14 protein-coding genes are annotated in these 15,812 nt (G+C 68.3%); all 14 read left to right on the plus strand.

All coding sequences use genetic code 11. The features are described from left to right. Positions 1–94 precede the first annotated feature (94 nt). The 14 genes from flhF to H4O10_RS06980 all read left to right on the plus strand — a co-directional run bounded on the left by flhF (position 95) and on the right by H4O10_RS06980 (position 15,690). A complete protein-coding gene (flhF, locus tag H4O10_RS06915) occupies positions 95–1,717 on the plus strand; it encodes a flagellar biosynthesis protein FlhF (protein WP_012480100.1) in 1,623 nt (540 codons plus the stop codon). Next, entirely contained in the window at positions 1,704–2,591 is an 888-nt protein-coding gene (locus H4O10_RS06920) for a P-loop NTPase (RefSeq protein ID WP_005409532.1), read from the plus strand. The genes flhF and H4O10_RS06920 overlap by 14 nt, the downstream gene beginning before the upstream one ends. After that, the gene (locus tag H4O10_RS06925; protein ID WP_005413248.1) at positions 2,588–3,331 is read left to right on the plus strand and encodes an RNA polymerase sigma factor FliA; all 744 of its coding nucleotides are present in this window, start codon (positions 2,588–2,590) and stop codon (positions 3,329–3,331) included. The genes H4O10_RS06920 and H4O10_RS06925 overlap by 4 nt, the downstream gene beginning before the upstream one ends. 57 nt (positions 3,332–3,388) lie before the next feature. Then, positions 3,389–3,781, plus strand: a complete 393-nt coding sequence (gene cheY, locus H4O10_RS06930) for a chemotaxis response regulator CheY (RefSeq protein ID WP_005413247.1) — start codon at positions 3,389–3,391, stop codon at positions 3,779–3,781. Beyond that, entirely contained in the window at positions 3,781–4,386 is a 606-nt protein-coding gene (locus H4O10_RS06935) for a protein phosphatase CheZ (RefSeq protein ID WP_012480099.1), read from the plus strand. The genes cheY and H4O10_RS06935 overlap by 1 nt, the downstream gene beginning before the upstream one ends. A gap of 2 nt (positions 4,387–4,388) precedes the next feature. After that, positions 4,389–6,218, plus strand: a complete 1,830-nt coding sequence (locus H4O10_RS06940; RefSeq protein WP_012480098.1) for a chemotaxis protein CheA — start codon at positions 4,389–4,391, stop codon at positions 6,216–6,218. Between the two features lie 101 nt (positions 6,219–6,319). After that, complete coding sequence (locus H4O10_RS06945; RefSeq protein WP_005409527.1) at positions 6,320–7,060, plus strand: flagellar motor protein; 741 nt, start codon at positions 6,320–6,322, stop codon at positions 7,058–7,060. A 1-nt stretch (position 7,061) separates the two neighbouring features. After that, positions 7,062–8,078 (plus strand): flagellar motor protein MotD, encoded by a 1,017-nt coding sequence (gene motD, locus H4O10_RS06950; protein WP_012480097.1) that lies wholly within the window; start codon positions 7,062–7,064, stop codon positions 8,076–8,078. A 4-nt stretch (positions 8,079–8,082) separates the two neighbouring features. Then, a complete protein-coding gene (locus tag H4O10_RS06955) occupies positions 8,083–8,865 on the plus strand; it encodes a ParA family protein (RefSeq protein WP_012480096.1) in 783 nt (260 codons plus the stop codon). Continuing rightward, on the plus strand, positions 8,862–10,076 hold the full coding sequence (locus tag H4O10_RS06960; RefSeq protein ID WP_182680964.1) for a chemotaxis protein CheW: 1,215 nt from the start codon (positions 8,862–8,864) through the stop codon (positions 10,074–10,076). The genes H4O10_RS06955 and H4O10_RS06960 overlap by 4 nt, the downstream gene beginning before the upstream one ends. A 286-nt stretch (positions 10,077–10,362) precedes the next feature. Next, a complete protein-coding gene (locus H4O10_RS06965; RefSeq protein WP_012480094.1) occupies positions 10,363–10,671 on the plus strand; it encodes an STAS domain-containing protein in 309 nt (102 codons plus the stop codon). Then, positions 10,668–11,033 carry a response regulator gene (locus H4O10_RS06970; protein ID WP_005409521.1) on the plus strand — a complete coding sequence of 122 codons (366 nt, stop codon included), beginning with the start codon at positions 10,668–10,670 and terminating at the stop codon, positions 11,031–11,033. Before H4O10_RS06965 ends, H4O10_RS06970 begins: the two co-directional genes overlap by 4 nt. Positions 11,034–11,078: 45 nt before the next feature. Next, entirely contained in the window at positions 11,079–13,070 is a 1,992-nt protein-coding gene (locus tag H4O10_RS06975; RefSeq protein WP_012480093.1) for a chemotaxis protein CheA, read from the plus strand. A gap of 370 nt (positions 13,071–13,440) precedes the next feature. After that, positions 13,441–15,690 (plus strand): methyl-accepting chemotaxis protein, encoded by a 2,250-nt coding sequence (locus H4O10_RS06980; RefSeq protein ID WP_005413240.1) that lies wholly within the window; start codon positions 13,441–13,443, stop codon positions 15,688–15,690. Positions 15,691–15,812: the final 122 nt, after the last annotated feature.

The following is a 15,812-nucleotide window of genomic DNA, read 5'->3' on the forward strand; positions in this document are numbered from 1 at the left end:
CAGACAGATACCAAGGGGAACCCGCACCGTGCAGACCACCGACCACCCGAGTTCTCCGACCGCCACCCCGCCGTCTTCGTCCCGTGACCACAGCATGAAAATCAAACGATTCGTCGCCGCCGACATGCGCTCGGCCATGAACCTGGTGCGCAAGGAACATGGTCCTGACGCCGTGATCCTGTCCAACCGCCGGATCGAGGAAGGCGTCGAGATCGTCGCCGCGGCCAACTACGACGAGAGCGCCGTGCAGCGTGCACTGGAAGCCTCGCGCCGTGATGTCGCACCGCCGCCGGCTCCCAAGCCGCGCACCGCTGCTGACGCGGTGATCGCCGCGGTCACCCGCCGCCGCAGCGCTGCCCCGGCGCCGGAGCCGGTGGCCGCCACCACCTCGGCCGTGGCCGCCCTCGCCCGTGCGGCCGTGGGTGCCACCGGCCGCACCTTGGACAGCGCCGACGAGATCGTGCCGACCCGCGGCAGCACCGGCTTCGCAGCCACCCTGGCGCGCGCCGCCGTCAACGAACCGGCGCTGCCCGAACAGATCTTCGCCCCGTTCGCCGAGGCCATCGTCGCACCGGGCCCGGCCGTCACCGCGCCGGCCAACCGCGCCCGCTTCCAGCTCGACCCGCCGCACGACACGCATCACGAAAGCGTGCCCCCCGCCGTGCAGCCGCCGCCGCTGCCGGGCGCTGCCATGGCCGATGTCCAGCCTGACATCGCCGCCAGCGAAACGGCAGCGCTCGAAGCCGCCGGCGAAGCCAGCCCGGCCCCCATGCTGGCCCCGGCACCGACGCTGACCGTGGTTGCCCAGGACGACGCCGAGATCCGCCAGCTGCGCCAGGAAGTGGCCGGCATGCGCCAGGTGATCGAGCGCGAGATGAACCGCTTCACCGACGAGCGCCTGCGTGGCAGCCCGGTGCGCGCCACCGCGCTGGACCTGATGGACGAGTACGGTTTCGACGCCGGGCTGGCCCGCGACGTGGCCATGCAGATCCCGCTGGAGACCGAAGCCCATCGTGGCCGCGGCCTGATGCTGGGGCTGATCTCGCGCAAGCTGCCGATCGCCCCGGTCGACCCGCTGGAAGAAGGCGGCGTGATCGCCCTGGTCGGCCCGACCGGCGCCGGCAAGACCACCACCATCGCCAAGCTGGCCTCGCGCTTCGCCGAGAAGCATGCGCCGCGCGATGTGGCCCTGGTGACCACCGACACCACCCGCATCGGCGCCCGCGAGCAGCTGTACGGCTACGGCCGCCAGCTCGGCATCGCGGTGCACGAGGCCAACAGCGGCACCGACCTGGACCAGCTGCTGGAACGCCTGAAGGACTACAAGCTGGTGCTGATCGACACCGCCGGCCTGGGCCCGCGCGACCGCGCGCTGGCCGCGCAGCTGCAGTGGCTGCGCGCCGCCCGCCAGGTACGCACCCTGCTGGTGCTGCCGGCCAACACCAGCTTCGGCGACATGGACGAGGTGGTCCGCCGCTTCGGCGCCGCCAACCTGCAGGGCCTGGTGCTGAGCAAGCTGGACGAGACCGGCCGCTTCGGCAACGCCCTGTCAGTGGCCGTGGACCACGCCCTCCCGATCAACTGGGTGACCGATGGCCAGGACGTTCCGGAGGACCTGCACCGGGCCAGTGCGGCCAATCTCGTACTTCGCCTTGAAGATTTGCGCCGCGCGGCCGATATGCCCTGCAACCCGGAGTTGAACCATGCCGTCGCGTGAGTACGCCAAGCTGACCAAGACCTTCCCGCTGTCGGCCACCCGCAGCGAGCCGCTCGGCCCTGTGCGCACCATTGCCGTCACTGGCGGCAAGGGCGGCGTGGGCAAGACGAATGTGTCCGCCAACCTGGCGGTGGCACTGGCCGGGATGGGCAAGCGCACGCTGCTGCTGGACGCCGACCTGGGCCTGGCCAACATCGACGTGATCCTGGGGCTGAACCCGACCTTCACGCTGGCCGACCTGGTCGCCGGCCGCTGCTCGCTGGACGACGTCATCGTCGAAGGCCCGAACGGCGTGCTGGTGGTGCCGGCCGCGTCCGGCCGCCGGCACATGGCCGAGCTGGCCCCGGCCGAGCACGTCGGCCTGGTCAACGTGTTCTCCGAGCTGGAACGCGAACTGGACATCATGGTGGTGGACACCGCCGCAGGCATCACCGACGGCGTGCTGACCTTCTGCCAGGCCGCGCAGGACACCGTGGTGGTGGTCTGTGACGAGCCGGCCTCGATCACCGACGCCTACGCGCTGATCAAGGTGCTGTCGCGCGAACGCGGCGTGGACCGCATCCAGGTAGTGGCCAACATGGTGCGCGACCCCAACGAGGGCCGCGTGCTGTACGAAAAGCTGACCCGCGTGTGCGAGAAGTTCCTCGCCGATGTCTCGCTGAACTACCTGGGCTGCGTGCCGCAGGACGACTGGCTGCGCCTGTCGGTGCAGCGCCAGCAGCCGGTGGTGAAGGCCTACCCGTCCAGCCCGGCCGCGCTGGCGATCACCGAGATCGCGCGTCGCACCGCACGCTGGCAGGCGCCGACCGAACCGCGTGGCGGCGTCGAGTTCTTCCTCGAGCGCATCCTCAAGCAGCGCGGGGTGGCCGCATGAAAGGCGCAGCCCAGTACAGGGAAGTCCAGCGCTCGGCGGCCAACGAGGTCATCGCCCAGCATTCGGACCTGGTGCGGCGCATCGCCCACCACCTGGCCGCCCGGTTGCCGGCCAGCGTTGAAGTGGACGACCTGATCCAGGCCGGCATGATGGGCCTGATCGAAGCGTCGCGCAGCTACGACGCCGACCAGGGCGCCTCGTTCGAGACCTATGCCTCGATCCGCATCCGCGGTTCGATGATCGACGAGATCCGCCGTGGCGACTGGGTGCCGCGCTCGGTGCACCGCCGTGCACGCGATGCCGCCGCCACCATCCGCCGCCTGGAACAGAGCAGCGGCCGCGCCGCCAGCGCCACCGAAGTGGCCGCAGCGATGGAGATGCCGCTGCCCGAATACCTGCGGTTGATGGAAGACGCCGCCCGTGGCCAGGTGCTGAGCCTGGAGTCGCGCATCGAGGACCAGGGCGAGCTGGACACCGTCGCCCAGGGCGGCCCGACCCCGCAGCAGGTACTGGAGCGTGGTGAGTTCGGCCGCGAGCTGGGCAAGGCCATCGGCCACCTGCCCGAGCGCGAACAGCTGGTGCTCTCGCTCTACTACGAGCAGGAACTGAACCTGAAGGAGATCGGCGCGGTGCTCGGCGTGAGCGAGTCGCGGGTCTGCCAGATCCACGGCCAGGCGGTGCTGCGCCTGCGTGGCCGGCTCAAGATTTTCGAGGCGGCGGACGCCGGCCTGGAAGAATGAACATGCCCGAGGCGGCTGCCCCCGGCCGCCCGGAATGAACAACAAAGGAACTCTGCTTTGAACAAGAACATGCGCATCCTGATCGTCGATGACTTCTCGACCATGCGTCGGATCGTCAAGAACCTGCTGGGCGATCTGGGCTTCACCAATACCGCCGAAGCCGAGGACGGGCATGCCGCGCTGTCGCTGCTGCAGAGCCAGCCGTTCGATTTCGTGGTCACCGACTGGAACATGCCGGTGATGACCGGCATCGAGCTGCTGAAGGCGATCCGTGCCGATGCCAAGCTGAAGACCCTGCCAGTGCTGATGGTCACCGCCGAAGCCAAGCGCGAACAGATCATCGAAGCCGCCCAGAACGGCGTGAACGGCTACATCATCAAGCCGTTCACTGCGCAGACGCTGGAAGAGAAGCTCGGCAAGATCTTCGAACGCCTGGCGGCCAGCGCCTGATGGATACCACGGTCGACAAGAGCGCCCTCTCCCTGCGCCTGCAGGAAGCCCTGGACGCACTCGAGTCCGGTGACGAGGCCGCCTGGCGGCAGCGCATCGACGGACTGGTCGCGCTGCGTACGCAGCCGATGATGAGCGGCCTCTCGCGGCTGGCCCGCGAGCTGGGGCAGGCACTGGGTGAGCTGCCGACCGTGCCCAGCGAGGCCGGTGAGCTGGACGACGCCTGCGCACGCCTGGACCACGTGGTGGCAATGACCGAACAGGCCACGCACCGCACCCTGGACCTGGCCGAGGAATGCCGCAGCCTGACCGAACAGCTGCGTGCTGAAGGCCTGCAGCCGGGCCAGGACGCGCAGCTCGAGCGCATCCGCCACAACCTGACCGAGATCGCCCTGACCCAGAGCTACCAGGACCTGACCGGGCAGATCATCCGTCGCGTGGTCGGCATCGTCCGCCGCGTGCACGAGGGCTTCGGCGCACTCGGCCTGCCGCCGGAACAGCATCGCACCGACCCGGAACTGGCCGGGCCGGCACTGAAGGGACTGGACCGCCACGCGGTCTCGCAGAACGACGCCGACGACCTGTTGTCGGATCTGGGGCTGTAAGCATGAGCGCGGTATCCGACGACATCACTGCCGATTTCATCATCGAGGCACAGGAAATCCTGGATCGCCTGGGCGAACAGCTGGTGTCGCTGGAGCAGGCACCGCAGGACACCGAGCAGCTCAACGCCGTGTTCCGTGGATACCACACGCTCAAGGGCGGTGCCGGCTTCCTTGGCGTTACCGCGATGGTCGAACTGTGCCACGCCGCTGAAGAGGCCCTGGGCATCGCGCGTGCCGGGCAGGCGGTGCTGCAGGCCCACCACTTCGACGCCGCCCAGCAATCGCTGGACTACCTGCAGTCGATGCTGGACGCCGTGTCCTCCGGCACCGAGCCAGGCTATGCGCCGCCGGACCTGATCGCGCAGTTCGACATGAACGGTGGCACTGCCGCGCCGGTCGCTGCGGCCGCCCCTGCGGCAGCTGGCAGCGACCTGATCACCGACGACGAATTCGAGGCCCTGCTCGACCAGCTGCATGGCGGCAACGCACCGACCGCGGTCGCGCCGGCCAGGAAGGCCGACGACGGCCTGATCAGCGAAGACGAGTTCGAAGCGCTGCTGGACCAGCTGCACGGCGGCGCTGCGCCAGGCGCGAAGCCTGCTGCCACCGTCGCGGCGGCACCTGCCGCTGCACCGCGCCCAGCGCCCGTACCGGCGCCCGCCGCCAAGCCGGCGCCCAAGCCGATGGCCGAGGCCGAGCACACCGTGCGCGTGGACACCAAGCGCCTGGATGCGATCGTCAACCTGATCGGCGAACTGGTGCTTTCCCGCAACCGCCTGAAGACCCTGCGTGCACGCCTGCGCGACGAGGAGCTGGACCGCGCCGTATCGACGCTGGACATCGCCACTGCCCGCCTGCAGTCGGCGGTGATGCGTACCCGCATGCAGCCGGTGGGCAAGGTGTTCTCGCGCTTCCCCAAGGTCGCCCGCGACGTCGCCCGCTCGCTGAAGAAGGAAGTGGACCTGGAGCTGGTCGGCGCCGAAACCGAACTCGACCGCAACCTGGTCGAAGCACTGGCCGATCCGCTGGTGCACCTGGTCCGCAACGCCATCGACCATGGCGTGGAAATGCCCGACCTGCGCGAAGCACAAGGCAAGCCGCGGATGGGCCATGTACGCCTGTCGGCGCAGCAGGAAGGCGACTACGTCAGCATCGAGGTGCAGGACGATGGCGCCGGCATCGACCCGGAGAAGCTGCGCGCGAAGGCGCGTGAGAAAGGCCTGATCGATCCGGAAGCCGCCGCCCGCCTGAGCAGCGAGGAATGCCTGCACCTGGTGTTCCTGCCCGGCTTCTCGACCAAGCAGCAGGTCACCGACATCTCCGGCCGTGGCGTCGGCATGGACGTGGTGCAGTCGCGCATCCGCGAACTGAGCGGCCAGATCCAGATCCAGTCGGAACTGGGTCGTGGCAGCCGCTTCCTGATCCGCGTGCCGCTCACCCTCGCGATCCTGCCGACCCTGCTGGTGCAGGCCGGCGAGGACGTCTACGCGCTACCGCTGGCACGCGTGATGGAAGTGCTGCACGCGCCGCGCACCTCGCTGGGCTGGTTCGATGGCCGCGCCGTGCTTGATCGCCGCTCGCACACCCTGCCGCTGGTCGACCTGCGCCAGTGGCTGGATGTGACGCCGGCCGCGTCAACCCTGCTGACCATCGTGGTGCTGCAGGCCGGCGAAGCGCGCTTCGGCCTGGTCGTGGACCAGGTGCGCGGGCGCGAGGAAGTGGTCATCAAGCCACTGCCAAAAGCCCTGCGCGGCCTGCGCGGTTATGCCGGTGCAACGTTGATCGGCGATGGTCGCATGGCACTGATCCTGGACGTGGACGGCATACGCTGAACGCCGCCGGGCATGGCCCGGCGACCCGAAAACTGTGACTACCGTCTGTACGCATTCTCCCGGTGTCTCAAGTCCCATTCATACAAGCCGATACCGGAACCATGGATAGACTCAGCCTCATTGGACTCTTTCTCGCCCTGGCCTCGCTGGTCGGTGGCAGCATCCTCAAGGGCGCTGGCCTGGCGTCGTTGTGGTCGCCTGCGGCGTTCGTGATCGTCATCGTCGGTACCGTTGCCGCGATCCTGCTTCACACCTCGCCGGCGGTGTTCAAGCATGCGTTCAAGATCGTGCGCTGGGTCGTGCGCCCGCCGCACAGCGATCGCCGCGAACTGATCCAGCAGATCGTCGAGTGGAGCAACATCGCCCGCCGCCAGGGCCTGCTGGGCCTGGAATCGCAGGTGGAAGCGCAGCAGGACCCGTTCCTGCGCAAGGGCCTGCAGCTGCTGGTGGACGGCGTTGAACCCGAATCGATGCGTCACATGCTGGAGATCGAACTGGGCAGCCAGGAGCACCAGGACCAGGCCGGCGCCAAGGTCTTCGAAGCGATGGGCATCTACGCGCCCACGCTCGGCATCATCGGTGCCGTTCTCGGCCTGATCGCGGTGATGAAGAACCTGGCCGACCCGAGCAAACTCGGCCACGGCATCGCCGCCGCGTTCACCGCCACCATCTACGGCATCGCCTCGGCCAACCTGCTGTTCCTGCCGATCGCCGCCAAGCTCAAGAGCGTGATCTCGCACAACACCCGCGACCGCGAAATGGTCATTGAAGGCCTGATTTCGATCGCCCAGGGCGAGAACCCGCGCAACATCGAAACCAACCTCTCCGGCTTCCTGCACTGACATGGCCCGCCGCAAGCACCACGAAGAGCACGCCAACCATGAAGCATGGGCGATCCCCTATGCCGACCTGATGACGTTGCTGCTCGCCTTCTTCGTGGTCATGTACGCGATCTCCTCGGTCAACGAGGGCAAGTACCGGATCATGGCCGACGCGCTCACCGATGCCTTCGGCGGCGCACCGCGCACCATCAATCCGGTGCAGGTGGGTAACAAGCAGGTGCAGGGTGGCGGCTGGGACAGCCCCTCGGTGATCAAGTCCGGCACCAAGATCGGCCCCTCCGCGCCCGCGCCGTCGCACGACCCGACCCTGCTGCCGTCGATGGCCTCGCAGATGCGCATGCCGGTCTCCGTGCACAACCAGGAACAGATCGCCCGTGCCGAGCGCCAGCTCAACAGCATCGCCGACCGCCTCACCGCCGCGCTGGCACCGCTGATCGACCGCGGCATGATCAGCGTGCGCCGCACCGAGTTGTGGATCGAAGTGGAGATCAACAGCGACATCCTGTTCCCCACCGGCTCGGCCGCGCTGGACGTGCATGCACGGCAGACGCTGGCCAGCCTGGCCGAGGTGCTGCGCGACGTGCCCAACAGCGTGCGCGTGGAAGGCCATACCGACAACGTGCCGATCGCCACCGCCACCTTCCCTTCGAACTGGGAACTGTCGGCCGGACGCGCCGCCAGCGTGGTGCACCTGTTCGCCGACCAGGGCGTGCAGCCATCACGGCTGGCGATGGTTGGCTATGGCCAGTTCCGTCCGCGCGAAGAGAACGACAGCGCGCAGGGGCGCAACCGCAACCGCCGGGTGATGGTCATCATTCTGGCCGACACCTCGCATTCGGTGGATCCGCTTGGCCAGCGCCTCAATGCGGCCACCGGCGCCGTCGACGACAACACCACCGAACAAGCCGCCGCAACTCCGGCTACCGCCCCCACCTCCCCCATCGCACCGGTGAAGTTGCCGCCGGTGCCGGCTGGCAGCCGCGTCGGCGCCGCCGTTCCCCCGGCAATGAAGGAGTAAACCGATGCGCATCTGGGCAGTCGCCAACCAGAAGGGCGGAGTCGGCAAGACCACCACCACCCTCGCCCTCGGCCGCGGCCTGGCCGCGCTTGGCCATCGCGTGCTGCTGATCGACCTCGATCCGCATGCCTCGCTCAGCCGCGCCTTCGGCGTGCCGGTGGATCCGCCGCCGGCGGGCGTGCTGGAACTGTTCGGCGCCCCGCCGGCCGATCTTTCCAGCCTGTGCCATGCCAGCAGCATCCACGGCCTGGACTACGTCTGCGCGCAGTCGGCGCTGGCCACGCTGGAGCGCCGCAGCGCCAACCAGCCCGGCCTCGGCCTGGCCCTGCAGAACGCACTGGCGCGTCACCAGGGCCAGCACGACTACATCCTGCTGGACTGTGCCCCCACCCTTGGCCTGTTGATGATCAACGCACTGGCCGCTGCCGACCGCCTGATCATTCCCACCCAGGCCGAGCCGCTGGCCCTGCATGGCCTGGACGGCATGGTCCGCACCGGCGAGATGGTCGAGCGCTCGCGCCGCCGCCCGCTGCCGATCTCGATCCTGCCGACCCTGTTCGACCGCCGCACCCGCGCCGGCAACGAGTCGCTGCGCACGATGCAGGATCGCCATGGCACCCGCGTGTGGGAAGACGCCATCCCGATCGACACCCGCATCAGCAATGCCGCAGGCCTGACCCTGCCCAGCGTTGGTGAGGACTACCCGGGCCGCGGCCTGGCCGCCTATCGCCGCGCACTGAACTGGATCCTCGTTGAGGATGCCCGTGCCCTGGAGCAGGCCGCATGAACAGCACCGGCGTACTGGACGACTACCTGGACGAACTGCTGGGCGAAGCGATCGCCCCGGCGGCCGTCGTGCTGCCAACGCCGGACAGCGCCGCCCCGGCTCCGGACAGCACATCGGAACCGGAACGCGAGCCGACCTGGGATGACCTGCCGGCCGAGGTGATCTACGAAACCGACACCGTTGCCGCGGGGCCTGCCGTGGACAACGCCGCGCTCGAAGCCGCCTTCGAGGCGGCCACAACGGCCGAGCGCGAACCCACCTGGGACGATCTGCCCGCCGAAGTGATCTATGAGACGGGCACTGTTGCCGCTGCCCCGGCACAGGACGAGGCAGCACTGGAAGCCGCCTTCGAGGCCGCCGCAATGCCGGTCGCCGCTCCCGAGCGCGAACCGACCTGGGATGACCTGCCTGACGAGGTGATCCACGAGACGACCCCGGCCCAGGCCGGCCCGGAGCCCACCTGGGACGACCTGCCCGACGAAGTGATCTACGAGACCGACGCGGCCGACAGCCATCAGCTCGCCCACACTGACAGCCCCGGTCTGCAGGCTGCGTTCGAAGCCGCTGCGGGTGGCGAGGATGTCCCCACGCCGCCACCGGCCGTGGTTCCGCCCCCGGCACCGCGCGCTGCACCCGCGCCCGCCCCGGTCGCGCGTGCTGCCGCCGCGCCGCCGCCCCGCGTTGCCCTGGATGCCCCGGCCACCAACCGTCCCGGTACCTGGCAGGAGCTGCAGGCGCAGGCGCACCAGCCCGCCAGCAGCCCGCACCCGCAGAACCGCCGCGCCGGCGAGCGCACCTCGCGCTGGCTGCGCCTGCGCTGCGGGACCCAGGCCTATGCGCTGGAACTGCTGAAAGTGCAGGAAGTGGTGTTGCCGGTGCCACTGCTGCCGTTGCGTGGCACGGCACCGGCGATGCTCGGGATCATGAACCTGCGTGGCCAGGTGGTGCCGGTGATGGACCTCGGCCTGCACCTCGGCGCCGCAGCGGCAGAAGACGATGCCCAGACCCGCATCGTGGTGCTGGAAGAGGACGGCGAGACCATCGGCCTGCGCGTGTCGGCAGTGGAAGATGTCGCCAACCTCACCGATTCACAGATCGAACCCCCGGATACCGCCCGCATCTGCCAGATCTCCAATGATCTGTTCCGCGGCGTCGCCCGGGTCAGCCAGCGCCCGATGATCCTGCTGGACGCCACACGGCTGCTGAGTTGATCTGGAAAAAAGGGGACGGAGGGGATTAAGTCGCAAGTGGCTCGGCGCTTTGCGCCGAAGCGGTGCCTGTCGGGGACGCAAGGAGTTGATCCGTTGGATCAACACCTTGCGTCCCCACTGCGCGGTCGCCGTTGCCGAGGGGGCTGCAGTAGAGCCAGGTCGCTTGCGACTTGATCCCCGCCGTCCCCTTTTCAGCTGCGACCGCATCGACGCACCGCGTCGATTCCTCTAAAGAACCCCGCCGGGGTGCCGTTATGGATCACGGAACCGTTTGTCCGGAGCAACGATGAGCACTGTCGAACTGGGTGAGGATCTCGGCATCGAGAGCAGCACCGAGCTCAAGAACCGCCTCGCCCCGCTGGTGGCGCAGGCAGGCGAGCTGACCCTGGATGCAAGCCAGGTCGCCCGCATCCACACGGCCGCCGTGCAGGTGCTGTGTGCATTCGTGCAGGCCCGCCGCGATGCAGGCCTGGGCACCGGCTTCCACGGTTGCACCGCAACCTTCCGTGACGCCGCACGCCTGCTGGGCGTCACCCAGGCCCTGGGCCTGGACGTAACCCATGACAACCTGAAATCTGTGGAGAACGCTGCATGAGCGCACGTATCTTGGTGGTGGACGATTCGGCGTCGATGCGCCAGATGGTTTCCTTCGCCCTCACCTCGGCCGGTTTTGCCGTCGAAGAAGCCGAAGACGGCGCGGTCGCGCTGGGTCGCGCCAAGGGCCAGCGCTTCAACGCGGTGGTCACCGACGTCAACATGCCGAACATGGACGGCATCGCGCTGATCCGCGAACTGCGCCAGCTGCCGGACTACAAGTTCACCCCGCTGCTGATGCTGACCACCGAATCGGCCGCCGACAAGAAGTCCGAAGGCAAGGCCGCCGGTGCCACCGGTTGGCTGGTCAAGCCGTTCAATCCGGAACAGCTGGTCGCCACCGTGCAGAAAGTGCTGGGCTGATCGCCCCGCACCGCTCCCCTTCTTCGCTTCCGGACCACCACTGCCATGAGCATGGACCTGCAACGCTTCCACGCCACCTTCTTCGAGGAGAGCCGCGAAGGCCTCGACGCGATGGAGGCTGGCCTGCTGGCCCTGGAATCGGGGCAGCAGGACGCGGAGATCATCAATTCGGTGTTCCGCGCCGCCCACTCGATCAAGGGCGGCGCCGGCACCTTCGGCTTCGATGCCATCGCCGGCCTGACCCACGTGCTGGAAACGCTGCTCGATGAGCTGCGTGCCGGCAAGCGGGCCCTGGAAGGCCATGCCGTCGATGCCATGCTGTCCTCGGTGGATGTACTGCGCGCCCTGCTGCGCGAAGCCGAACATGGCCAGGCCGCAGACCCCGCTGCGGTCGCCGCAGTGAAGGCGCGCCTCGAAGCCGTTCTCTCCGGCCAGGCCGCACCAAGCGCGCCGGCCGCTACCGCAGCCAAGGTGGACGATACGCCGGAAGCCTGGCAGATCGGGTTCACTCCGGCGCCCTCGCTGTTCATGAGCGGCAACGACCCGTTGCGCATCATCCGCGAACTGGAACACCTCGGCTCGCTGCAGGTGGCCGCGCGCATGGAACGCCTGCCGGGGTTCGCCCAGCTCGACCCGCTCGAGGCCCACCTGGCGTGGGACCTGGGCCTGGTCGGCAAGGTGCCGCGCAGCAAGATCGAAGACACCTTCGCCTGGGTACTGGACGACTGCGAGCTGGACATCCGTCCGGCAGCGCCGCCGAGCCTGGCAACCCAGGCGCCCGTTGCTGCATCCCCTTCCACACCTGCTGCCGTCGTGCCGGCAGCGCCTGCTGCGCCTGCCGCCGGCGGTGCTGCCACCCAGGAAGCCGAAACGTCGATCCGCGTCAGCGTCGACAAGGTCGATGCGCTGATCAACCTCGTCGGCGAACTGGTCATCACCCAGGCCATGCTCAAGCAGGTCTCGCACGCGCTGGACCCGGTCCACGCCGAGAGCCTGTTCGCCGGCCTGGACCAGCTGGAACGCAACACTCGCGATCTGCAGGAAGCGGTGATCGGCGTGCGCATGCTGCCGGTCGACGCGGTGTTCCGCCGCTTCCCGCGCCTGGTCCGCGACCTGTCCAGCCGCCTCGGCAAGCAGGTGCGCCTGCGCACCGTCGGCGAGGGCACCGAGCTGGACAAGGGGCTGATCGAGAAGATCGCCGATCCACTGGTGCACCTGGTGCGCAACTCGATCGACCACGGCCTGGAAATGCCCGACGTGCGTCGCGGCGCGGGCAAGGACGAAACCGGCACGATCACCCTGGCCGCTTCGCACCAGGGCGGCCATATCGTCATTGAAGTGAGCGACGACGGCCGCGGCCTGGATCGCGCCAAGATCCTGGCCAAGGCCACCGAACGCGGCCTGGCCGTACCGGACAACCCGACCGATTCGCAGGTCTGGGACCTGATCTTCCAGCCAGGCTTCTCCACTGCCGATGCGGTCACCGACCTGTCCGGGCGTGGCGTCGGCATGGACGTGGTTCGCCGCAACATCCAGGCACTGGGCGGTGAGGTCCAGATCGAAAGCAGCCTGGGTACTGGCACCCGCACGCTGATCCGCCTGCCGCTGACCCTGGCCATCCTCGACGGCATGACCGTGGCGGTTGCCGGCGAAACCCTGATCCTGCCGCTGGCCTATGTGCTTGAGGCGTTGCAGCCGCAGGCCGAGGACATCCGCAGCATGGCCGGCGAAGGCCGCGTGCTGCGCGTACGTGGCGAGTACCTGCCGATCCTCTCGCTGAGCGAGTACTACGGCTACGGCAACCGCGCGCCGGGCAGTGAATCGCTGGTGGTCGTGGTCGAAGGCGATGGCCAGAAGATCGCACTGGAAGTGGATGAACTGGTCGGCCAGCAGCAGGTGGTGGTGAAGAACATCGAGAACAACTACCGCCGTATCGGCGGGGTGTCCGGTGCCACCATCCTTGGCGACGGCCGCGTCGCGTTGATCGTCGACATCGGCGGACTGGTGCGCTCGTTGCGGATGCCGCAGGCCGCCTGATCCACGCTGCATGCGTGTACTGGACCGCCGCCCTTCGGGGCGGCGGTTTTTGTTTGTGCGCGCTCTGCCAAGGGGGGCGCATTCCTTTCCGCAGGAAAGAGCTCTGACCCCATCCCTTCTGTGAACTCCGTCGCCATGATGGTTGCGGGCGCAACTACTTCATCCAAGCGAAAGCACGCCGCTGCAACGCTTTCGCGCTGTCATCCCTACGCAACCGAATGTGATCTGCGTCCATAAAGTCCACGCGAACGGCGCCGTTATTTCGCAATGACGGTCGTCACCGAACCCCACCGGGCACCCCCGTTCGCTCTGCAACCACTCCCGAACCGGCGCACAGACGCCGGCACTCTGCCCACCTGGAGCACCCTGCATGAAGTGGTTCCAAGATCTGCCCATCGCCCGCAAGCTGGCCGTGGGGTTCACCCTCACCACCTTGATGACCCTGATCCTCGGCGCCTTCGCACTGCTGCGCCTGAGCGAAGCCAACGCGCAGTTGCGCGAGATGGCTGGCAACGACATCCCCTCGGTCCAGCACCTGGGCGAGGCGCGCTCGCAGCTGGGAGAATTCCGCACCTATGAACTTGCACAGCTGAGCATGCTCGACCAGCCGGAGAAGGTCGCCGACTACAACAAGCGCATGGACGACACCGCCAAGGCCGTGCATGACGAGCTGGCCGCGTACTCGGCGCTGCCGGCGCTGGCCAAGGAGCGTGAACTCTATCGCGCGGCCAGCGCACAGCTGGACCGCTACTTCGCCGCCAACAAGGCGATGCGCGACGCCGTGGCCGCCGGTGATGGCGCTCGGGCCCAGCAGATCTCCGACGAGCAGTCGCGCCCGGCGCGTCGCGACCTGTTCGCTGCGATGAAGGCCCTGGGCACCCACATCGCCGGCCAGATGGACGGCAAGATCGCCGACGCCAACGCCACCCATCGCAACAGCATGATCGCGATCATCAGCTGCATCGTGCTGCTTTCGTTGGTGGCCGCCGCACTGGCCACCGTCATCTCGCGCGCCGTCACTGGCCCGCTGGGCAAGGCCGTGCATGCCATCCAGGCGGTTGCCCGCGGCGACCTCAGCGTCAGCACCCAGGCCACCAGCAAGGACGAAGCCGGCAAGATGCTGGCCGCCACCGCCGAGATGACCGCAATGCTGCGCCGCTTCAGCGAGCAGACCCAGTTGATGGCACAGATGCACGCTGGGCCGGACATCAGCCACCGCATCCCGGAGGATTTCCCGGGTGTGTATGGCCAGCTGGCCAGCGGCATCAACACGGTGATCTTCGAACACCTCGATGCGATCGTCGATGCCATTGAAGTACTCAACCAGTACGCCACCGGCAACCTCGCCCCGGACGCCCGCCGCCTGCCCGGCAGCCGCGCGATCCTGCACGAGTCGATGGACGCGGCCAAGGCCAGCCTGCTGGCCATCAACACGCAGATCCAGCAGCTGGCCTCGGCCGCCGCCGCCGGCGACTTCAGCCAGCGCGGCGATGCGCAGCGTTTCGATCACGATTTCCGCGTGATGATCGAGCAGCTCAACAGCATGATGCAGGTGGCCGACGGCAACCTCGGCCAGCTCTCGCAGCTGCTGCAGTCGATCGCCGCCGGCGACCTGACCGCACGCATGGACGGCCAGTTCAACGGCGTGTTCGCGCGCATGCGTGACGACGCCAACACCACCGTCGCACAGCTGACCCAGATCGTCGGCCAGATCCAGGCCAGTGCCTCCAGCATCACCTTGGCCGCTGGCGAGATCGCGTCCGGCAACAGCGACCTGTCGCGCCGTACCGAGCAGCAGGCCGCCAACCTGGAAGAGACCGCCGCCTCGATGGAGGAACTGACCTCCACCGTGCGCCAGAACGCCGAGCACGCCCGCCAGGCCAACCAGCTCGCCATCGGCGCGCATGGCGTCGCTTCGCAGGGCGGCGAGGTGGTCGGCCAGGTGGTCACCACCATGTCGGCCATCGAAGCCTCGTCGAAGAAGATCGCCGAGATCATCTCTGTCATCGACGGCATCGCGTTCCAGACCAACATCCTGGCGCTGAACGCCGCAGTGGAAGCCGCGCGTGCCGGCGAGCAGGGCCGTGGTTTCGCCGTGGTCGCCAGCGAAGTGCGTACGCTCGCCCAGCGTTCGGCTGCGGCGGCCAAGGAAATCAAGGGCCTGATCGATGATTCGGTCGGCAAGGTCGCCGAAGGCTCCAGCCTGGTCCACCAGGCCGGCAGCACCATGGGCGAGATCGTCGCCTCGGTGCAGCGCGTGACCGACATCATGGCCGAGATCTCCGCCGCTTCGCAGGAACAGTCGGCCGGCATCGAGCAGGTCAACCAGACCGTGGTGCAGATGGACGAGACCACCCAGCAGAACGCCGCGCTGGTGGAGGAAGCGACTGCTGCGGCACGCGCCATGGAAGACCAGGCCGTGCAGCTGGGCGAAGCCGTCGCGCGCTTCCGGCTGGCATCGCAGGGCGTCGCCGCTGCGCCGGCACGGTTGGCCAATGCACCGCAGCCACGTCAGGTCGCGGCCGCCCTGCCCGTCACCAAGGCAGCACCGACACGGCCGCTGCGGGCGTCGGCCGCCCAGCCGGCGCTGGCTGCCGAGGGTGATTGGCAGGAGTTCTGACCCCACGCAGAAAGCATCCGCCCATGGGGTGGATGCACCAGCGTGGCGGGCCACGGGGTCAGATCCCTTTCCCACCGGAAAGGGATCTGACCCCTTATGCATGGAAAGTGATGCAAATCTCA

Origin of the sequence: Stenotrophomonas sp. I18B00994 (assembly GCF_014145825.1) — a bacterium.
Classification (GTDB): domain Bacteria; phylum Pseudomonadota; class Gammaproteobacteria; order Xanthomonadales; family Xanthomonadaceae; genus Stenotrophomonas; species Stenotrophomonas maltophilia.